This window comes from Agrococcus sp. Ld7 (assembly GCF_045064095.1).
Lineage (GTDB): Bacteria > Actinomycetota > Actinomycetes > Actinomycetales > Microbacteriaceae > Agrococcus.
In genome coordinates, this window is the sequence record NZ_JBISGY010000027.1 from 240,437 (window position 1) to 259,529 (window position 19,093).

A 19,093-nucleotide genomic window follows, 5' to 3' on the forward strand; every position below is an offset into this window, starting at 1 on the left:
GCCCCGCCGTCTCGGTGGGGCCCCTGCTTCGTCGCGTGCCACGCGTCTGCGCGGCCGCTACCCGAATGCGAGCGTCGGCACGTCGACGATGTGCGCCCCGCCGTCGACCAGGATGGTCGAGCCGGTGAGGTAGGAGCTCGCGGGGCCCGCAAGAAAACCCACGAGCTCGGCGATCTCCGCCGCCTCCGCCGGGCGTCCGAGCGGCACGTCGCGGGTGACGAGCGCATACGCCTCGTCGATGGAACCGGCACGCCCCTGCTCGACGAGCACGCGCATCTCATCGTCGGCCATCGGCGTGCGCACCCATCCGGGGCAGACGGCGTTGGCGCGCACGCCGGTGCCGCCGCCGTCACGGGCGATCTGCCGCATCAGCCCGAGCAGCGCGTGCTTGCCGACGGTGTAGCCGGTGGTCTCCGGTGCCGCACGGATCCCGGCGAGCGACGAGATGATCACGATCGACCCGCCGCCGTTGGCCATGGCTGGCAGCGCCGCACGACACGCGACGAACGCGGTCGTGACATTGGCCTGCAGCGACGACGCCCACTCCGCGTCCGTCGTGTCGGCGACCGCGGAGTAGCCGTGGCCGCCCGCGCTCGTCACCAGGGCGCCGAGCGGCCCGAGCTCCAGCGCTCGGCGAACCACCGCGTCCATCGCGTCGCGGTCGGACGCGTCGGCCACCACCGCGCGGATGCGGTCGGGCGACAGCGCTGCCGTCTCCTCGAGCGGCTGCGCGCGGCGGCCAGTGACGACGACGTCCCACCCCTCGCGGACAAGCCGCAGGGCGACGGCGCGGCCGATCCCGGTGCCGCCGCCCGTGACGATGGCGCACGTCATCCGGACGACCCCTGCGCGAGGTACGCGGTCACGTTCGCGACCTCGAACCGGCTGCCGACCGGGAAGACCGTCGCGCTGCCGGGCTCGAACGCGTCGTCCCCGAAGATGGCGCCGTCGGTCCGCAGCTGCCGCAGGTCGATGAGCACGGCGCCGAGCGTCGGCACGATCTTCTCCCGCCAGAGGAACAGCACGAGGTCGTCCGCCACGCGGATCGCATCGCACGCGTCGGTGTCGGCCAGCCCCGCCTCGACGCCCGAGAGGCAGTGCCAGGTGTACCGGTGCTCTGAGAGGTAGATGTGCTCGTAGGACTCGGTCGGGGAGTACGTGTACCGGTTGCGCATGCCGACGAGTTCGCGGGTCGGGGCGTGGAGGCGCCCGCCTTCCTCGAGCACGCCGTGCCGGATGGCGATGGTCACCCCGGTGGGCTCATCGCCGCGCTGCACGCGGGTCCAGGCACTCTCGCGCGCGGTCTCCTCGTCGGGCAGCCGTGCCGAGACGCGCGTGAAGCCCCCGTCGGCGAGCACGAGCAGCTCGAGGCCGCGCGCGCCCGACAGCGCCCTGGCCAGCAGCACGCCCGGCCGCAGCGAGGTGACGTGCACGGGGCTGCTCACGCCGCCGAGGTCGGCGGTGCCGTCCTCGCCGAACGCAACCCGCTCGCCGTCCAGGTCGAGGACGCGGCCCGCCAGCTCGTCGACCGCCGGCAGCACGTCGCCGTGCACCTCCATGCCGCGTCCGAGATCGCCGACCGAGATGAACGCGCTCATCGGGAGCTCGCCGCGCGCTCGCCGTCGCCGTGCCGCTCAGCGGACGGCAACGTGGTCCTCGCCGTCATCACCGTGATGGCCGTGGTGCGCGTCGTAGCCGTCACCGTCTCCGGTGTCGTGGCCGCCGCATCCGCACGTGTCCCCGACACAGCCGCAGCTGCCGCCCGCCTCTGGCACGTCGAGCGCCGGGTTGCGGTCGAGGAAGCCGTAGGGCTTCAGCCAGAAGCCGGAGTAGTCCACCGGCATGATGGGCCAGTCCTCGGGTCGGGGGATGTGCGAGAGACCGAAGGAGTGCCACACCACCAGGTCGGCGCCGTCGACGTCACCGCCGGCAGCCACCGACGCGGGCAGGCCTGAGCCACCGGAGTGCTGGTTCGGGTAGCGGCCTGCGGGGTAGAGGTCGTCGTCGCGATGCGACGTCACCCACAGGTGCTTCGTCGCGAAGGTCGCGCGATCGTGCACGGTCGAGGAGGGGTCGGCCATGAGCGTCGCCTTCGACTCAGGGATGAGCTGGAACTCGGTCGGCCTGCCCACGGCGTTCGTGCGGCTCGACGAGCCGATGTGCCAGGTCCGCCCCACCGCTCCATCGCCGAGCACGCCGGTCGCCTCGCTCACGCGGTCGCGGCGGTAGCCGAACGCGTTGCCCCACGGATTCGCGTCGCCCATGGGCACGCGCACCAGGTCCACCTGATCGACGTAGTTGTCGGTGCCGTCGATGTCGAAGTCGAGTCGCGCGCAGAAGATGTGCTGGTGGATCGGGGCGAACAGCGCCGGTGCGATCTCGGTCGCGTGCGGCAGGATCGCGCCCGGCTCGTCTGCGCCGCAGAACACGATGCCGGTCGCCTTCGCCTCGAACTGGATCGAGCCGTCGAGGTAGAGGTACCAGAAGAAGCCGTAGTCGTAGTTGCCGACGGTCGCCCAGTAGGAGACCACGAGCCGCCGCGAGCGGCGACCGTGCGTCGTCTCGCCGTCGAGCTCGCGGTGCTTCCACAGCACGCCGTAGTCCTCCTCGTGCATGCACACCGCGCGGGGGATCGTGATGGGCTCGCCGGTGTCGGCCGCGACGTGCGCGTCGAAGTAGTGGATGGCGCCCAGGCAGTCGCATCCCAGCTGCTGCGCGTTGGCGTTCTTGCCCAGGTTGTACTCGCCGGCGTCGAAGTAGCTGATCCAGCGGCGCGTCTCGCTGGTGTCGCCGTAGGGCACGACCATCTCCGGCACGCTCGCGCGGTGCATCACCGGGCGGAGCTCCTCGCCGTCCTGCCAGCCGAGCTGATGCAGCACGAGGCCCTCTCGCATCGAGAAGCCGATGCGGAAGCGCCACTGCTCCCAGACCACCTCGTTGCCGTCGACCGAGAAGCTCGGACCCTCGGGCATCCTGATGTCGATGGGCTTCAGGCTCGTGCGGCGCTCGCCGACCGACGCGTCGTCGTAGTTGGCGTCGAGCTGCGGCAGCGGCACCTGGCGCTCGTCGACGAGCTTGACGACCTTGCGCTCGGTGACGTCGACGAGCAGCACGAGCCCCTCGACGGGGAACGACCAGGGGTTGTCGCCCTCGGCCGGAGGCATGAAGGTGAGCGATCGCATCATGCGCTTGCCGACCTCGTCCGGCTCGTTGAACTGGCCCGGCGCGAGCGGCACGACGAGCGCGCGCTCGAGGCCCTCGATGCCGCGCGCCTCCATGGCGCGGCGCCAGCCCGCATCCGCCTTCACGACCTCGTCGACGAGCTCGTACTCCTCGAACAGGTAGGGCGGCTGCCCGAACGGAGCCTCACCCGTCGGCAGCGTCTCGACCGACTCCAGGCGGTCGTCGTCGAGCGCCACCACGGCCTCGCGGACGCGCCCCGTCTCGCTGTCGAGCAGGGTGGAGAGCACCCGCCGACCGAGCGGGTTGCCCTCGGTCCACTGCGCGAGGCTCGCCTTCGGCGGGTCGAGCAGCACCTGCAGCGGGAACCGCGTGTCGGGCCGCAGCTCGCCGGCGCGATCGAGCACCGATCGCACGCGCTCGATCTCGGCGGACGTCAGCGGCGCCAGCGGGTGCGTCGCCTCCGTCAGGCTCGAGTCGCGCGCACCGTGGGTGTGGGTCGTGTCGGGCATGGGGACCTCCTCGTCCAGCGTGTCTCCACGCTAGGCGGCGGTGGCGGCGCCTGCTTGCCCGTCAGTGCAGGCTGCTTGCCTGCGACCGCTCGTCCGGCACCAGCGTCGGCTCCAGCGCGGTGGCGAGCCGATACTCGGTCGGGCTCTGCCCGAAGGTGGTGCGGAACAGTCGGGAGAAGTGGGCGGGGTTCACGAGGCCCCACCGGGCCGCGATCGTCGCGATCGGCAGCTCCAGCAGCTGCGCGTCGGCGAGATCGCGGCGGATGTGCTCGAGTCGACGCTCGCGGATCCATCCGGCCACCGTGATGCTGTGCTCGGCGAACACCGCGTGCAGGTGCCGCGTCGAGATGAAGTGGGCGGCGGCGATCGTCGCCGGTGACAGCGATGGGTCGGCGAGCATCCGATCGATGGTGCCGAGCAGCTCGTGCAGCAGCTGTCGCTTGGGATCGCGTCGCACACCGTTGTGGAGCTGCGTTGACACGAGGGTCATGAGCAGGTCGAGCCCGGTGCGCGCGAGGCGCTGGCCGTGCTCGCCGGGCAGCTCGGCGAGGCTCTTCGCCAGGTCGACGAAGAAGGAGTTCACCACGCGACCCAGCGGCGACTCGAGCGGGAAGGCGGTCGCCGTCACCTCGGCGAGCTCATCACGCGGCAGGTCGAGGTACCCGATCGGGAAGGTGAACACCAGCAGGCTGGACGTGCCGTCGAAGCGCAGCGTGTACGGGCGCGAGGTGTCGTAGATGGCGAGGTCTCCCGGATGCAGCAGCGCGACCCGGCCGTCCTGCTCGATGAGCTCCTCGCCGTCGAGCTGCAGGCTCACCTTGATGAGATCGCTCGGGCTGCGCCGCACGAGCTTCGGCGTGCGGGCGACGACGCTGGCCGTGTGCCTGATGCGGAACACCGAGACCTCGCCGATGTCGACGCGACTGGCGCGAGCCCAGAACTCGTCCTCCCCGAGCGGATGCACGTCGAGCGGCACGAAGTTGGTCGCGACCTCACGGCGCCAGCTCGTGATGTCGTGCGTCTCGCCGTCGAGCGGCGGGAAGTCGAAGATGTCGGCCAAACGTTCCTCCTGGGCCGCGCCCACGAGGCCCGCCATCAGGGTATCGGGCTGACGCGACGGGAGGCGCGGCGGTGGCGGAGGCGCAGGACGGCTCAGCCGAGGAGTGCGAGCGAGCCCGCGATCATGAGCGAGACGCCACCCAGCAGCGAGCACACGATGATCGACCAGCGCACGGCCGTGCGGTTCACCCGGTGCGCCATCCGGTCGCCCAGGAGGACGCCCGCCGCGACCGGCACCACCAGCGCGAGCCAGCCCCAGAGCGGCCAGTCGGGCGCACCCTCCGGTGCGACGAACGGCCGCACGAGCACGATCGTGCTGCTCACGAGCGCCCAGAACGGCTGCATCGTCGCGACGAAGGTCTTGTCGTGCCATCCCGACACGAGCGAGTAGAGACCGACGATCGGGGCACCCATGCCCACGCTCGCGTTCAGCAGGCCGATCGACGAGCCGGCCGCCAGTCGCAGGCCCGGTCCGTCGCTGTGCCGTGCGGTGCTGGTCACGGCGACCGAGACGAGCACCCCCGCGACCGCGATCGCCCCGACGATCACGCGCAGCAGGTCGGTGTCGAGTGCCCGCGCGATGAGCAGCCCCGGCACCATGAGCGCCACGGCAGGCACGAGCAGCCAGACGAGTCGCCGCCAGTCGACGTCGTGCCACACGCGCGGCAGGATGATGAGGCACGCGATCGCGCCGTACAGGTTCACGACCAGCACCGCGGCCAGAGGACCGGCGACGAGCGCCACGACGGGCGTCACGATGAGGCCCCAGCCCATGCCGATCATCCGCTGGCCGGCGGCGCCGACGAGCACCGCGAGGGCGGCGATGACGAGTGAGAGCAGCTCCATGTGCGCGCTAGCGCAGGTCGGCCTCGATGGCGCGGGCGGTGCGCTGCACGGCCTCGCCCAGCGCGTTCGTGTCGGGCTCGCCGACCGTGACGACGGCGACCGCGGCATCCGTGGTGCCTCGCGCTCGGATCGGGGCGCCGATCGACGTGATGCCCTGCATCACCTCGTTCGCGCTCACGGCGAAGCCCCGCGTGCGCACGCGCTCGACCTCCGGGTGCATCGACTCGTCGTGGCCGAGCTCGCGCCACGTCGCGTCGCTCAGCATGGACTGCAGGGCGACGCCCGGTGCGCCGAGCGAGATGGGATGCCGGTGCCCGGGGTGCTGCGCGACGGAGGCGTTGACGCCGCGCGGCACTGCTGTGACGAGCGTGACCGCGTCGTCGCCGTCTCGCACGGCGAGGAAGGCGGTGGCGCCGAGCTCATCGGCGAGCTGCTGCAGGTGCGGGAGCGACGCGGACTGCAGGTCGTGCTCGACGTCGCGCGCGAGCACCACGAGCTGCGGGCCGAGCGAGAGCATGCCGGCAGCGTCGCGGACGACCAGCCGGTGCTCCTCGAGCGTGCGCACGAGCCGGTAGGCGACCGAGCGGTGGACGCCGAGCAGGCCGGCGAGCGACTGGATCGACTGGCCGCCGTGGTCGGCGAGCAGCGAGAGTGCGGTCAGGCCGCGCGAGAGGGTCTGCGATCCGCTTGCTGGCTTGACCGCCGGCTGCTCGGGCATCCTCGCTCGCTCTCGTCCCCGCATCCGATCGGATGCCTTTGCTCGAGCATAGAACAGACCGTTCAGCTATGGAGACAGAGTGTTGCCACTGCCAACGAGGCGCGGCTCAGATCTCGATGGAGTCGCCGGGCTGCAGACGATGGTGCTCGCCGCCAGCGGCGGTGACCGCGTCCTCGATCCGGGCGTGCGCCATGCCCAGACCCATCTCGGACAGCGGTGCATCGTGCACCGCGAAGGTTCCTTGCGGCGCGACCTCGGTGACGAAGTCCATCACCTCGCCGATCTTCAGCCACGGGGCCCCGGCTGGCGTCGCCAGCAGCTCGACGGGCACATCGGGCTTCGCATAGGAGTCGCCCGGGTAGTAGAAGCGCTCGTTCACCAGCACGCCGAGGTTGTCGACGAGCGGGATCGAGCGGTGGATCTCGGCGTGCTCACCGCCGAAGAAGCGCAGCCGGAAGGGCCCGGCGGTGACGCGCTCACCCGCCTCCACGACCGTCACGTCGAAGTCACCGGCGGCAGCGGCCACACCGGCGGGGCCGTAGATCGGCACCGTCGGGTGCGCCGCGCGCAGCGCAGACAGGTGCTCCGCGTCCCAGTGATCCGGGTGCTCGTGGGTGATGACGATCGCGACGAGGCCGGGCGCCGAGACGGGGCCCGTCTGGTTGCCCGGATCGATCACCAACTGCTGGCCCTCGTCGCCCAGGATCATGCAGGCGTGCTCTTGCTTGGTCACTCGCATGCGCTCCACGATAGGCGGTGCTGCGACCGAGCGGCGAGTCGCGGCGGTCCGGAGGCGGCCACTCGCGCCATACGCTGACACCGTGCAGATCGTGGTCGCCTCGAACCCAGCCGCGCGATTCGGTCGCTCGGAGCCGGTCGGTGCGCTCGTCGCGGCGCGCATCGCCGACCTCGGTCACGACGTGCAGCACATCGTCGCGGTCGACTTCGCCGGTCAGCTGGAGCAGACGCGCTTCGCCATGATCCAGGCAGAGGTGCTGGTCGTGGTGGGCGGCGACGGCATGGTGCATCTCGGGGCGAACATCGTCGGCGGCACCTCGAAGCGGTTGGTGATCGTGCCCTCCGGCAGCGGCAACGACTTCGCGGCCACGCTCGGGCTGGGGTCCACCGAGCAGGTGATCGACTCGCTCGCCGCGATCCTCGCGAGCTCGCCCGACCGCATCGACCTGGTGCGAATCGAGCATCCCGACGGTGTCACGCTCGCCGCCGGCATCGTCTCGGTCGGCTTCGATGCCGATGTGAACGTGCGATCCTTCCGCCTGACGAGGGTGCCGAGCCGGCTCCGCTACCAGGCCGCCATCATCGCCACGCTGCTGCGGCCCAAGCACCGCACCTTTCGCGTCAGGCTCGATGGGGGAGCGGAGCGCACGCGGCGGACGCTCATCGCCGCGATCGCCAACAACCGCGTCTTCGGCGGCGGCATCCCCATCGCTCCGCGCGCCGACCTGCGCGATGGGAGGCTCGCAGCAGTCTTCGCCGATGAGCTCTCCTACCCGGGATTCCTCTCGGTGCTGTCCAAGGCGCTGCGCGGTCGTCACGAGTCAGATCCCCGTGTGCACATCGTCGACTGCGAGAGCGCCGAGCTCGCGAGCGACGAGACCGTGATCGTCTGCGCCGACGGCGAGATCGTCGGCCGGCTGCCGGTGCGCTGCAGCATCATGCCGGGGGCGCTGCAGGTGCTTCGCGTCGAGTGATCTGACCGGCTGGCGCCCGGATTTGGCGGAGAGCGAGATCGTGTGGCAAACTATCCAGGTTGCGAACGCAAGACACGCAGCACGGCCCCATCGTATAGCGGCCTAGTACGTCGCCCTCTCACGGCGGTAACGCGGGTTCGAATCCCGCTGGGGTCACAGTCGCAGAGCCCCGGTCCACGGACCGGGGCTCTGCTGCGTTTCCGGGTGCGGTCGCGAGGGCGCCGCCCAGGTGCGACGCCGCGGCGCCCCGTCGACAGCACGAACTGGACCGGGCCCGAGCTGACGCTCTGACCCGGCCCAGCGGCGCTCAGCGAGCTGCCGGCAGCAACGCGCCGCGGAAGTACGCCGCGAGCTCGTCCTTGGCGGTCAGCGGCAGCACAGCGGAGACGTACTGGTCGGGTCGCACGACCACGATCGCGCCGTCGCGCGAGATGCCGCGCGCCTCGAACACGTCGTCATCCGGGAGCGTGGCGAAGACGTTCTCGAGGTTGATGAGCTCGAACGGGCCAACGACGGGCTTGAACGCATCCGGCACATCGTTCATGACGACGTCGTGGTGGCCCTGCTGGTAGATGACCTTCACGTCGAGCAGTGCGCTCGTGTCGCGTCCGGCGGGCGTGTGCACTGCGATCGGCGAGTCGGGCGAGCTGTGCAGCCACTCGGCGAGGTCGCGCGTCGCGGAAGCGGCCGCCGGCTTCGCCGGGTCGGCGAAGACGTAGATGCGGTAGCGCCCATCGGCGGTGTGCTGGTGGCCGAGGTGCAGCGGGTTCGTGTCGCAGACCCGCGCTACGCGCGCCGACTTGAAGCGCTTGCCGATCGGATAGCCCGTCGCGAGCTCCTGGTGGGTGTCGTCGCCGACGATCTGCGACGGCTCGTACTGCGTCATGAACCCCGCGGGGAATTCGGCGGTGGAGGTGTAGAAGTCTGCGACCGCCTGCGGGTTCTCGAACTCGCTGACGGGCTTCGCCATCAGCGTCGACCACTCCTTGTCGAAGTCGATGAGGTTCTGCGCAACGACCTGTCGCTCGCCCGAGTAGGTGTCGAGCAGGCTCTCGGGTGCTCGGCCGTCGAGCACGTGGCCCAGCTTCCAGCCGATGTTGAAGCCGTCCTGCATCGACACGTTCATGCCCTGCCCGGCCTTCGCGCTGTGGGTGTGGCATGCGTCACCGGTGATGAACACGCGCGGCGTGCGGCTGCCCCGATCTTCCGGCAGCACGTCGTCGAAGCGATCGGTGATGCGGTGGCCGACCTCGTAGACGCTGCTCCACGCCACGTTCTTCACGTCCAGCGTGTAGGGCGCGATGATGTCGTTGGCCTTCTGGATGATCGCCTCGATCGGTGTGCTCCGCACCGCGCCGTCGCCGCCCTCCGGCACCTCGCCGAGGTCGACGTACATGCGGAAGAGGTAGCCGCCCTCGCGCGGGATCAGCAGGATGTTGCCGCCCGACGACGACTGGATCGCGCACTTCGTGCGGATGTCGGGGAAGTCGGTGACCGCGAGCACGTCCATGACGCCCCACGCGTGGTTGGCCGACTGGCCCGCCAGCGTGCACCCGATCGCCCGACGCACGTTGCTGCGGGCGCCATCGGCGCCGACCACGTACTTCGCGCGGATCGTGCGCTCCTGGCCCTCCTGCTCGTGCGCGGTGCCGCGCAGGTGCACGAGCACCGGGAACTCGCCCTCGTCCGTCACGTCGATGTGCTCGCACTCCCAGCCGAAGTCGGGCGTGACACGGCCCGGTGCGTTGAGCGCGGCCTCGGCGAAGTAGTCGAGCACGCGAGCCTGGTTGACGATCAGGTGCTTGAACTCGCTGATCCCGGCAGGGTCGTCGAGCGGGTTCGAGGTCTTGACGATGCGCGAGGGATCCTCGGGGTCGGGGCTCCAGAACGCCATCTCGGTGATCCAGTAGGCCTCCGCCGTGATCGCCTCGGCGAACCCGAAGGCCTGGAAGGTCTCGACGCTTCGGGCCTGGATGCCGTCAGCCTGGCCGATCGCGAGGCGCTCGCCGCGGCGCTCGATGATGCGCACGTTGACGTCGGCGAACTGCGCGAGCTGCGCCGCCGTGATCATGCCGGCGGGGCCCGTCCCGACGATGAGCACGTCGACCTCGTCGGGGAGGTGCTCCGGGCGGTCGAGGCCGATGCCAGCGGCCGGCTGGATGCGCGGGTCGGTGGACACGTAGCCGTGGTGGTGGAACTGCACGGGTGCTTCCTCACTCCTGTGTGAGACGACGGACGTCATCGCGGTGTGGTGTTCTATATATGAACACGCACTTCGATTATTGCTCTCGAGCATAGGGCGGCGGCGAGCGCGTGACAAGCAGTGCGCGCGATGTGGCCGCCCGCCGGTGCCGTCGCCTTGCGGTCGCCGCTGGCACTGACGGTGCAAGCGCCGCCCGCGGCCGGCGCCGCGCGACCGAGGCGCGCTCGCCGCGCAAGCGCCGCCCGCCTCGTGGTCCCAGCCTGAGGATGGATCCGCGATCTGTCCTCAGTGGAGGATCAATCGTCCTCTCCCTGCGATTTGTCCTCCTTTCGCGACGGGCATTGGCGCGCGTCGCGATGCGCGGGCCGCGCTGCTGACGCCCGGGTGCGCCGCGTTGTCCACCGGAGCCGCAACGACAGGCGCGGCCGCGAGCGCCGCGGTGCATCCTGCACGGATGCGCGACCTGAGATCCGACATGCTTGCGGCCGGCGGTGCCGTGACCCGCAGCACCCTGCGGGGCCTGGGGCATCCCAATCGCAGGATCCGCGCTGCCGTCGAATCGGGCGAGCTGCAGGATGTCGGCCGCTCCTGGGTGGTGCTGCCCGGAACCGACCCGACGATCGCGGCTGCGCTCAGAGCGCGAGGCGTGCTCGGCGGCGCGACGGCGCTGTGCAGCTACGGGGTCTGGGTGACGCACGTGCCTGTTCTGCAGGTCGCCACCTCGCCGCGCAGGGGAGTCAAGGCCATCACCACCGCCGAACGCATCTGGGAGCCGCACGACGTGGATGCGCAGCCGTGGCGCGTCACCGTGCTCGACGCGTTGGCGCAGCACGCCAAGCGCGTGCCCCGCGACGATGCGATCGCGTCCATCGACAGCGCGTGGCATCAGGGGCTCGTCGCCGAGCCGGACATCGACCAGCTCTTCCGCAGGCTGCCGCAGCGCTGCAGTGCGTGGCGGCGACTGCTGGATTCCCGTGCCGAGTCGGGGCTCGAGTCACTCGTGCGGGTGCCCTGCCGCGATCGCGGCTGGAGGGTGGAGTCGCAGGTTCCCGCGCCGGGCGACGGCTTCAGCGACCTGCTCCTGGACGGCTGGCTCTACGTCGAGGCGGACGGATCCGAGTGGCACGACAACGAGCAGCAGGCGGCGAAGGACCGGCGGCGCAACCGGGCGATCACCGACCGGGGTGACCGCTGGTTGCGCTTCGGCTACGCGGATGTCGTGCACGATCGCGAGCGCACCATCGCGACCATCGCGGCGCTGATTGCGCAGGGCCGGCCAGTCCGGCGCCCGGCTGCGTCCTGAATGGAGGAGATGTCGCCGAAAGAGGACGTTCGGTCCTCTCCCCGCCACAGAATGCGATTTCATCCGCTGCCCGGGACGGGGCGGCGGGATGGGGCGGGGCAGGGCGTGCCGGGCGGAGCAGGCTGGGGCGGTCAGGGGCCGGCAGGCGGCCGCGGGCTCAACCGAGGTAGCCGAGGTCGCGCACGGCGTCGCGCTCCGACGCCAGCTCGTCGACCGAGCGGTCGAGCTGCTCGCGCACGTCGGCATCCATCGCCAGCCCCTCGACGATCGACCACTCGCCATCGGCGATCGTGACCGGGAACGAGGAGACCAGGCCCTCCGGCACCCCGTACTCCCCGCGAGAGATGACCGACATCGAGGTCCAGTCGTGGGCGGGCGTGCCGTGCACCCAGGCGCGCACGTGGTCGATCGTGGCCGACGCGGCGGAGGCCGCCGACGAGGCACCGCGCGCCTCGATGATCGCCGCGCCGCGGTTCGCGACAGTAGGAACGAACTGCTCCTTCACCCATTCGCGTTCGACCAGGTCGACCGCCGGCTCGCCTGCGACGACCGCGTGTGTGAGATCCGGCACCTGCGTGGCCGAGTGGTTGCCCCAGACGATCATGCGATGGATGTCGGCCACCGCAGCTCCGGTCTTGGCAGCCAGCTGCGCGATCGCGCGATTGTGATCGAGGCGAGTGAGTGCCGAGAAGCGCTCCCGCGGGATCTCGGGCGCCGCTGCCGCGGCGATCAGTGCGTTGGTGTTCGCGGGGTTGCCGGTCACGGTGATGCGCACGCCCGCGGCGGCATGCTCCTGGATCGCGCGGCCCTGACCGGCGAAGATCGCGCCGTTGGCCGCCAGCAGGTCGCCGCGCTCCATGCCCTTGCCGCGCGGCCTTGCGCCCACGAGCAGCGCGTGATCCGTGCCCTCGAAGGCGACCGCGGCGTCCGCGGTCGCCTCGACCGATGCCAGCAGCGGGAAGGCGCCGTCGTGCAGCTCCATCACGACGCCCTCGAGGGCGGGCAGCGCCGGCTCGATCTCGAGGATCCGCAGCCGCACAGGCTGCTCGGAGCCGAGCATGTCGCCCGCCGCGATGCGGAAGAGCAGTTGATAGCCGATCTGGCCGGCACCACCGGTGACGGTGATCGTGACGGGGGATGGGGCGGCGGGTGCGGTCATATCCCCATGGTGCCCGCGTCGGGCGACTCCCGCCAGCGGCTCAGAGCCATTGCCGCCGTTTGAAGACCAGGTAGAGCACACCCGCGAACACGAGCATGAGCACGATGGCGAACGGGTAGCCGAACGCCCAGTGCAGCTCTGGCATGTGGCGGAAGTTCATGCCGTAGATGCCGGCGATGAGGGTGGGCGCGAACAGGATCGCGGCCCAGGAGGTGACCTTCTTGGTCTGATCGTTCTGCACGAGCTGCTGCTCGGTCATGGTGCGCAGTTCCTCGTTCTGCCGCTCCGCAACCCGGGCGGTGGCGAGCTGGAGCATGCTCGCGAGCAGGTCGCGATCGCCCGCCAGTCGAGCGGATGTGCGGCGTGCGTGGTCGTCGACGTCGCGCAGGTGCGTGCGCAGCTCCACATCCCGCTCGTCCGTGCCGGCCGCGACGCGAGCGACGACGTCGCTCATCGGCTCGGCGATGCGCTGAGCGGTGAGCACTCGGCGCATCGTGCGATAGATGTCGACTGTCGGCGGGTGCTCCTCGCCGAAGAAGACATCCTCGACCGCTTCGACCTGGGAGTGGATGTCGAACGCAAGGCGCTCGTGCGCGTCAGCCGCATCGTCCAGCAGCGCGTACAGCACCACCTGCGGCGACAGCGAGAGGGTCTCGATGCCGCGCTCGAGGCGGTCGCGCACGCGCGCCAATGGGTCAGTTCGCCCCCACGAGACGGTGACGATGCTGCGAGCGGTGATGATCGCGTGCACCTCATGGCTGACGAGGTCGTCACCATCGAGCTCCACGCGATGGAACACGCAGTACTCCGTGTCGCCATAGGTCTCGAGCTTCGGTCGCTGCCCGCGCGAGGAGACGTCCTCGACGAGCAGGTGGTGCAGGTCGAGCTCGTCGGCCACGTCGCGCAGCTCTGCTGCGGTGGGCTCCTCCATCGCGACCCATGCGAACCCGTCGTGCTCGGCAGCCGTCTCCAGGACTCGATCGAATGCCACAGTGCCAGGCACGCGTGCCCCGTCAGTCCAGACTGACGCGTCAGCGATGGGCATCGGTGCAGCCTCTGCGAGTCACGATCGCACTCTATGCCTGCCGCTGCCTCGATCGCGCCAGCGCGCCCCGCGTAGACTTGTCAGGCGGGCAAGACGGTGCCCGTCTGTGATGGGGAGATCGATATGGGCAGGACGCTCGCAGAGAAGGTGTGGGACGACCACGTGGTCGTGAAGGGCGAGGATGGCGCGCCAGACCTCATCTACATCGACCTGCACCTCATCCACGAGGTGACGAGTCCGCAGGCATTCGACGGCCTGCGCCAGGCCGGCAGGCCGATGCGCCGCACCGACCTCACGGTCGCCACGGAGGATCACAACACGCCGACGCTGGAGATCGACAAGCCGATCCAGGATCCGACCAGCCGCAAGCAGATCGAGACCCTGCGCGAGAACGCCGAGGAGTTCGGCGTGCGCATCCACTCGCTGGGCGACAAGGAGCAGGGCATCGTGCACCTGGTCGGGCCGCAGCTCGGCCTCACGCTGCCGGGCATCACGGTCGTGTGCGGCGACTCGCACACCTCCACCCACGGCGCCTTCGGCGCGATGGCGTTCGGCATCGGCACGAGCGAGGTCGAGCACGTGATGGCGACGCAGACGCTGCCGCTCAAGCCCTTCAGGACCATGGCGATCAACGTCGAGGGCGAGCTGCGCCCGGGCGTGACCGCGAAGGACATCATCCTCGCCGTGATCGCCAAGATCGGCACCGGTGGCGGCGCCGGTTACGTCTTCGAGTACCGGGGCAGCGCCATCCGCGCGCTCTCGATCGAGGGCCGCATGACGATCTGCAACATGTCGATCGAGGCGGGCGCCAGGGCCGGCATGGTGGCGCCCGACGAGACCACGTTCGCCTATGTGAAGGACAAGCCGCACGCCCCGCGGGGCGCCGACTGGGATGCCGCGATCGAGTACTGGAAGACGCTCCCGACCGACGACGACGCCGTCTTCGACAACGAGATCCTCATCGACGCCACCGAGCTCGAGCCCTTCGTGACCTGGGGCACGAACCCCGGCCAGGGCGTCTCGCTCTCCGGCGAGGTGCCGTCGCCCGAGTCGTTCCAGGACCCGACCGATCGTGCCGCCGCCGAGCGCGCGCTCGAGTACATGGCACTGAGCCCTGGCACGAAGCTCAAGGACATCCCCGTCGACACGGTGTTCATCGGCTCCTGCACCAACTCGCGCGTCGAGGACCTCACGGCCGCCGCCGACATCATCCGCGGACGGCAGAAGGCGGATGGGGTGCGCGTCATGGTCGTGCCGGGCTCTGCCAGGGTGCGACTCGAGGCAGAAGCGCTCGGCCTCGACAAGGTGTTCAAGGACTTCGGCGCCGAGTGGCGCTTCGCTGGCTGCTCGATGTGCCTGGGCATGAACCCCGATCAGCTCGCACCCGGTGAGCGCTGCGCCTCCACCTCGAACCGCAACTTCGAGGGCCGGCAGGGCAAGGGCGGCCGCACGCACCTGGTGTCGCCGCTGGTCGCGGCGGCGACCGCGATCCGCGGGACGCTCTCGAGCCCCTGGGATCTGCAGCACAGCGACCCGAAGCACGGTCAGCAGCTGCAGACGGATGCGTCGGCGACGACGGGCGAGGAGGCCTGACATGGAGAAGATCAGCACCCTGACCGGAACCATCGTGCCGCTCGAGCGGTCGAACGTCGACACCGACCAGATCATCCCGGCGGTGTTCCTCAAGCGCGTCACGAAGACGGGCTACGACGACGCCCTGTTCCACTCCTGGCGGCAGGACCCCGACTTCGTGCTCAACCAGGAGCCCTACCGCGACGGCGGCATCCTGGTCGTCGGGCACGACTTCGGCACCGGCTCGAGCCGCGAGCACGCCGTGTGGGCGCTGCGCGACTTCGGGTTCAGCGCCGTGCTCGGCCCGCGCTTCGGCGAGATCTTCCGCGGCAATGCCGGCAAGCAGGGTCTGCTCGTCGGTCAGATCTCGGAGGAGACGATGGAGGCGCTCTGGGCCGCGGCCCGCGAGACCACGGGCGCCCAGATCACCATCGACCTCGAGGCGCGCACTGCGACCGCCGCTGGCGTCACGCATTCGTTCGAGATTGACGACTACACTCGCTGGCGCCTGCTCGAAGGCCTGGACGACATCGCGCTGACCCTGCGCGACGAGGGCGCCATCACGGCGTTCGAGCAGCGCCGTCCGACGTGGATGCCGAAGACGCAGCCCGTCAGGGAAGGAACCCCGTGAACTTGACCGAGTTCAGCAAGAACGCCGGTGCAGCCGTCGGTATGAGCGTCGACACCATCGCCGTGCGCGGCGGCAAGCCGCTGCGCGGCCGCATCCAGATGAAGGGCGCGAAGAACCTCGTCACGAAGGCGATGGTCGCCGCGCTGCTCGCCGACAGCCCGTCAGAGCTGCGCAGCGTGCCCCAGATCAGCGACGTGCGCGTCGTGCGCGGTCTGCTCGAGCTGCACGGCGTCACCGTCGAGCAGGACGGCGACACCCTGCGATTCGACCCGGCCAACGTGCGCACGGCGCACGAGACCTCGATCAACGCGCACGCGGGCTCCAGCCGCATCCCGATCCTGTTCTGCGGGCCGCTGCTGCACCAGCTCGGCGAGGCCTTCATCCCGGATCTCGGTGGCTGCCACATCGGCGACCGCCCGATCGACTTCCACCTCGATGTGCTGCGCAACTTCGGCGCCGTGGTGGAGAAGCTGCCCAGCGGCATCCGCATGTCGGCGCCGAACGGCCTGCACGGCGCGAAGATCGACCTGCCATACCCCTCGGTCGGCGCGACCGAGCAGGTGCTGCTCGGGGCCGTGCGCGCGAAGGGCCGCACCGAGCTCACCGGTGCCGCCGTCGAGCCCGAGATCATGGATCTCATCGCGATCCTGCAGAAGATGGGCGCCGAGATCCAGGTCGACACCGACCGCACGATCCGCATCGAGGGCGTCGAGAAGCTCGTCGGCTACAGCCACACGGCGCTGTTCGACCGCAACGAGGCCGCCTCCTGGGCGTGCGCCGCGCTCGCAACCGGTGGCGACGTGTTCCTCGAGGGTGCGCGCCAGCCCGAGATGACGACCTTCCTCAACGTCTACCGCAAGGCGGGCGGCGCCTTCGAGATCGAGGACGACGGCATCCGCTTCTGGCACCCCGGTGGCGACCTGAAGCCCGTCGTGGTCGAGACGGATGTGCACCCCGGCTTCATGACCGACTGGCAGCAGCCGCTGGTGGTGGCGCTCGCGAAGGCGAACGGCATCTCGATCGTGCACGAGACCGTCTACGAGCAGCGGTTCGGCTTCACCGAGGCGCTCGTCGAGATGGGCGCACGCATCCAGATCCACACCGACTGCCTCGGCAGCCACGCCTGCCGCTTCGGCCAGCGCAACTACGAGCACTCGGCGGTGATCGCCGGCCCCGTGCAGCTGCACGGTGCAGACATCACGGTGCCCGACCTGCGCGGCGGCTTCAGCCACCTCGTGGCGGCGCTGACCGCAGAGGGCACCAGCCGCATCTCCAACGTCGGCATCATCGCTCGCGGCTACGAGCGCTTCATCGAGAAGCTGGAGACGCTGGGCGCAGACTTCGACGTGGTGGCCTGATGACGCTGCCGGGCCACCCGCCCAAGCCGGAGCGCAAGCCCATCTACGTCGGCCTCGCCGCCGCCGTCCTGCCCGCGATGGCGGCGATGGCGAAGCTGCACATCCGCGGCCACGAGCACGTGCCCGCCAAGGGCGCCTTCGTGCTCTCGCCGAACCACTACAGCGAGATCGACCCGGTGGTGATGGCGGTCGCCATCTGGAAGGCGGGCCGGGTGCCGCGCTTCATGGCCAAGTCCAGCCTGTTCCGCATCCCGGTGGTCGGACGCATCCTCGCCGCTGCGGGCCAGATACCGGTGGAGCGCACGGGTCGCGGAGGCGGTGGCGCCGAGCCGATGGAGGCTGCGCGCACGCTCGTGCGCGAGGAGCTCGGGGTCGTCATCTACCCCGAGGGGTCGCTGACGCGCGACCCGGATCTGTGGCCTATGCGGGGAAAGACCGGCGCCGTGCGCATGGCTCTCGAGGCGGGCGTGCCGCTCATCCCGGCCGCGCACTGGGGCACGCAGCATCTGATGCCTCGCTACGGCAAGGGCATCCGACCCGTGCCGCGCAAGCACATCCAGGTGCTGTTCGGCCCACCGCTCGATCTCTCGGAGTTCGCGGGCAAGACCGACCAGCGCTCGATGACGCTCGCGACCGAGCGGCTGATGGACGCCATCGCCGCTCTGATGGGCGAGCTGCGCGGCGAGACGCCGCCGGCCCAGCGGCACAACCCGAGCGCGCATGGGCAGGCCGCAACCGGGCGCTTCTCCGACGGACCGCCCACGTCGAACCCCGGTGACGCACAGGAACCGCAGGATGGCTGACGCGGTCGTCCTCGGTGCGGGCAGCTGGGGCACGACGTTCGCGAAGACGCTCGCCGATGGCGGTGCGGCGACCACCCTCTGGGCACGCAGACCCGAAGCCGCGCGCGAGATCGACGAGGCGCGCCGCAACACGCGCTACCTGCCCGGCATCACGCTGCCGGCGAGCCTGCATGCCACCAGCGACATCCGCGAGGCGCTCGCGGGCGCGTCGCAGGTCTACCTGGCCGTGCCGAGCCAGCAGCTGCGCAAGCTGCTGCGCGAGCACGGAGGAGCGATCGAGCCCGACGCGCCGATCGTCAGCCTCATGAAGGGCGTCGAGGCCGGCACACGCATGCGCATGAGCGAGGTCATCGCCGAGGAGCTGCGCGTCGATCGGCACCGCATCGCCGTGGTCTCGGGGCCGAACCTCGCGCTCGAGATCGCCCAGGAGCATCCGACCGCCGCCGTCGTCTCCTCATCGAGCGCCGACACCGCCAAGGCCGTGGCGAAGCGCGCCCGCAACGACTACTTCCACTCGTTCATCAACACCGACGTCATCGGCACCGAGTTCGGCGGGGTGCTGAAGAACCTGGTCGCGCTCGCGATCGGCATCGTCGACGGCGTCGGCTACGGCGAGAACACGAAGGCGTCGATCATCACGCGCGGGCTGGCGGAGGTCACCGACTTCGCGGTCGCCCACGGCGCCAAGCGCGGCACGCTGCGCGGCCTCGCCGGGCTCGGCGACCTCATCGCGACGTGCGCATCACCGCTGTCGCGCAACTTCACGGCGGGCCGGCTGCTCGGCATGGGCTACTCGCGCACCGACGTGATCGATCGCATGGAGCAGATCGCCGAGGGCCTCGCCTCCGTCGACCCCGTCTCGCAGCTCGCGGCCGCCAAGAGGGTGCGGATGCCGATCCTCGAGCAGGTGAAGCTCGTGCTCGACGGCGAGATGAACCCGCGCGACATCGCGCCGCACCTGACCACTGATGACGAGCCGATCGAGGAGTGAG

Annotated in this window: 17 protein-coding genes and 1 tRNA gene; 8 read left to right on the forward strand and 10 right to left on the reverse strand. The window is 70.4% G+C overall.

The window, feature by feature from the left end; translation table 11 throughout:
- Positions 1 to 57: 57 nt before the first annotated feature.
- From ACJJVL_RS07305 to ACJJVL_RS07335, 7 genes are all read right to left on the reverse strand, one after another.
- Complete coding sequence (locus ACJJVL_RS07305; RefSeq protein WP_405217805.1) at positions 58 to 834, reverse strand: SDR family NAD(P)-dependent oxidoreductase; 777 nt, start codon at positions 832 to 834, stop codon at positions 58 to 60.
- The gene (locus tag ACJJVL_RS07310; protein WP_405217806.1) at positions 831 to 1,598 is read right to left on the reverse strand and encodes a MoaF C-terminal domain-containing protein; all 768 of its coding nucleotides are present in this window, start codon (positions 1,596 to 1,598) and stop codon (positions 831 to 833) included. Before ACJJVL_RS07310 ends, ACJJVL_RS07305 begins: the two co-directional genes overlap by 4 nt.
- A 36-nt stretch (positions 1,599 to 1,634) precedes the next feature.
- Positions 1,635 to 3,692 carry a primary-amine oxidase gene (locus tag ACJJVL_RS07315; RefSeq protein ID WP_405217807.1) on the reverse strand — a complete coding sequence of 686 codons (2,058 nt, stop codon included), beginning with the start codon at positions 3,690 to 3,692 and terminating at the stop codon, positions 1,635 to 1,637.
- Positions 3,693 to 3,753: 61 nt separating this feature from the next.
- Positions 3,754 to 4,752 carry a helix-turn-helix domain-containing protein gene (locus ACJJVL_RS07320; RefSeq protein ID WP_405217808.1) on the reverse strand — a complete coding sequence of 333 codons (999 nt, stop codon included), beginning with the start codon at positions 4,750 to 4,752 and terminating at the stop codon, positions 3,754 to 3,756.
- 92 nt (positions 4,753 to 4,844) lie between these two features.
- Positions 4,845 to 5,597, reverse strand: coding sequence for a TSUP family transporter (locus ACJJVL_RS07325; protein ID WP_405217809.1), 753 nt, complete (start codon positions 5,595 to 5,597; stop codon positions 4,845 to 4,847).
- Between the two features lie 7 nt (positions 5,598 to 5,604).
- Positions 5,605 to 6,315 (reverse strand): IclR family transcriptional regulator, encoded by a 711-nt coding sequence (locus ACJJVL_RS07330; protein ID WP_405217810.1) that lies wholly within the window; start codon positions 6,313 to 6,315, stop codon positions 5,605 to 5,607.
- A gap of 106 nt (positions 6,316 to 6,421) precedes the next feature.
- Positions 6,422 to 7,054 carry an MBL fold metallo-hydrolase gene (locus ACJJVL_RS07335; protein WP_405217811.1) on the reverse strand — a complete coding sequence of 211 codons (633 nt, stop codon included), beginning with the start codon at positions 7,052 to 7,054 and terminating at the stop codon, positions 6,422 to 6,424.
- 82 nt (positions 7,055 to 7,136) lie between these two features.
- On the opposite strand from ACJJVL_RS07335, the gene ACJJVL_RS07340 reads away from it, so the two are divergent.
- Together ACJJVL_RS07340 and ACJJVL_RS07345 are read left to right on the forward strand one after the other, a co-directional pair.
- A complete protein-coding gene (locus ACJJVL_RS07340; RefSeq protein ID WP_405217812.1) occupies positions 7,137 to 8,027 on the forward strand; it encodes a diacylglycerol/lipid kinase family protein in 891 nt (296 codons plus the stop codon).
- Between the two features lie 83 nt (positions 8,028 to 8,110).
- Positions 8,111 to 8,183, forward strand: a tRNA-Glu gene (locus ACJJVL_RS07345).
- Positions 8,184 to 8,334: 151 nt separating this feature from the next.
- On the opposite strand, the gene ACJJVL_RS07350 is transcribed toward ACJJVL_RS07345, so the two are convergent.
- On the reverse strand, positions 8,335 to 10,230 hold the full coding sequence (locus ACJJVL_RS07350) for an FAD-binding monooxygenase (protein ID WP_405217814.1): 1,896 nt from the start codon (positions 10,228 to 10,230) through the stop codon (positions 8,335 to 8,337).
- A gap of 454 nt (positions 10,231 to 10,684) precedes the next feature.
- Between ACJJVL_RS07350 and ACJJVL_RS07355 the strand changes: the two genes are divergently transcribed.
- Positions 10,685 to 11,533: a hypothetical protein gene (locus ACJJVL_RS07355; protein ID WP_405217815.1), complete on the forward strand. Its 849-nt coding sequence runs from the start codon at positions 10,685 to 10,687 to the stop codon at positions 11,531 to 11,533.
- A gap of 157 nt (positions 11,534 to 11,690) precedes the next feature.
- On the opposite strand, the gene ACJJVL_RS07360 is transcribed toward ACJJVL_RS07355, so the two are convergent.
- On the reverse strand, positions 11,691 to 12,692 hold the full coding sequence (locus ACJJVL_RS07360; RefSeq protein WP_405217817.1) for a malate dehydrogenase: 1,002 nt from the start codon (positions 12,690 to 12,692) through the stop codon (positions 11,691 to 11,693).
- A gap of 40 nt (positions 12,693 to 12,732) precedes the next feature.
- On the reverse strand, positions 12,733 to 13,683 hold the full coding sequence (locus ACJJVL_RS07365; RefSeq protein ID WP_405217818.1) for a magnesium and cobalt transport protein CorA: 951 nt from the start codon (positions 13,681 to 13,683) through the stop codon (positions 12,733 to 12,735).
- A 177-nt stretch (positions 13,684 to 13,860) separates the two neighbouring features.
- Between ACJJVL_RS07365 and leuC the strand changes: the two genes are divergently transcribed.
- The 5 genes from leuC to ACJJVL_RS07390 are packed head-to-tail and all read left to right on the forward strand — an operon-like array spanning position 13,861 to position 19,092.
- Positions 13,861 to 15,330, forward strand: coding sequence for a 3-isopropylmalate dehydratase large subunit (leuC, locus tag ACJJVL_RS07370; RefSeq protein WP_405217820.1), 1,470 nt, complete (start codon positions 13,861 to 13,863; stop codon positions 15,328 to 15,330).
- A 1-nt stretch (position 15,331) separates the two neighbouring features.
- Positions 15,332 to 15,940, forward strand: a complete 609-nt coding sequence (gene leuD, locus ACJJVL_RS07375; RefSeq protein WP_405217822.1) for a 3-isopropylmalate dehydratase small subunit — start codon at positions 15,332 to 15,334, stop codon at positions 15,938 to 15,940.
- Between the two features lie 41 nt (positions 15,941 to 15,981).
- Positions 15,982 to 17,298 carry a UDP-N-acetylglucosamine 1-carboxyvinyltransferase gene (murA, locus tag ACJJVL_RS07380; RefSeq protein WP_405217931.1) on the forward strand — a complete coding sequence of 439 codons (1,317 nt, stop codon included), beginning with the start codon at positions 15,982 to 15,984 and terminating at the stop codon, positions 17,296 to 17,298.
- Positions 17,298 to 18,101 (forward strand): lysophospholipid acyltransferase family protein, encoded by an 804-nt coding sequence (locus ACJJVL_RS07385; protein WP_405217823.1) that lies wholly within the window; start codon positions 17,298 to 17,300, stop codon positions 18,099 to 18,101. Before murA ends, ACJJVL_RS07385 begins: the two co-directional genes overlap by 1 nt.
- Complete coding sequence (locus ACJJVL_RS07390; RefSeq protein WP_405217825.1) at positions 18,094 to 19,092, forward strand: NAD(P)H-dependent glycerol-3-phosphate dehydrogenase; 999 nt, start codon at positions 18,094 to 18,096, stop codon at positions 19,090 to 19,092. Before ACJJVL_RS07385 ends, ACJJVL_RS07390 begins: the two co-directional genes overlap by 8 nt.
- Position 19,093 lies beyond the last annotated feature (1 nt).

What these genes read in the sequence shown, in the direction of transcription:
- ACJJVL_RS07305 (WP_405217805.1), bottom strand. Translation starts at nt 834, where the DNA reads ATGACGTGCGCCATCGTCACGGGCGGCGGCACCGGGATCGGCCGCGCC.
- ACJJVL_RS07310 (WP_405217806.1), bottom strand. Translation starts at nt 1,598, where the DNA reads ATGAGCGCGTTCATCTCGGTCGGCGATCTCGGACGCGGCATGGAGGTG.
- ACJJVL_RS07315 (WP_405217807.1), bottom strand. Translation starts at nt 3,692, where the DNA reads ATGCCCGACACGACCCACACCCACGGTGCGCGCGACTCGAGCCTGACG.
- ACJJVL_RS07325 (WP_405217809.1), bottom strand. Translation starts at nt 5,597, where the DNA reads ATGGAGCTGCTCTCACTCGTCATCGCCGCCCTCGCGGTGCTCGTCGGC.
- ACJJVL_RS07330 (WP_405217810.1), bottom strand. Translation starts at nt 6,315, where the DNA reads ATGCCCGAGCAGCCGGCGGTCAAGCCAGCAAGCGGATCGCAGACCCTC.
- ACJJVL_RS07335 (WP_405217811.1), bottom strand. Translation starts at nt 7,054, where the DNA reads ATGCGAGTGACCAAGCAAGAGCACGCCTGCATGATCCTGGGCGACGAG.
- ACJJVL_RS07355 (WP_405217815.1), top strand. Translation starts at nt 10,685, where the DNA reads ATGCGCGACCTGAGATCCGACATGCTTGCGGCCGGCGGTGCCGTGACC.
- ACJJVL_RS07360 (WP_405217817.1), bottom strand. Translation starts at nt 12,692, where the DNA reads ATGACCGCACCCGCCGCCCCATCCCCCGTCACGATCACCGTCACCGGT.
- leuC (WP_405217820.1), top strand. Translation starts at nt 13,861, where the DNA reads ATGGGCAGGACGCTCGCAGAGAAGGTGTGGGACGACCACGTGGTCGTG.
- leuD (WP_405217822.1), top strand. Translation starts at nt 15,332, where the DNA reads ATGGAGAAGATCAGCACCCTGACCGGAACCATCGTGCCGCTCGAGCGG.
- murA (WP_405217931.1), top strand. Translation starts at nt 15,982, where the DNA reads ATGAGCGTCGACACCATCGCCGTGCGCGGCGGCAAGCCGCTGCGCGGC.
- ACJJVL_RS07385 (WP_405217823.1), top strand. Translation starts at nt 17,298, where the DNA reads ATGACGCTGCCGGGCCACCCGCCCAAGCCGGAGCGCAAGCCCATCTAC.
- ACJJVL_RS07390 (WP_405217825.1), top strand. Translation starts at nt 18,094, where the DNA reads ATGGCTGACGCGGTCGTCCTCGGTGCGGGCAGCTGGGGCACGACGTTC.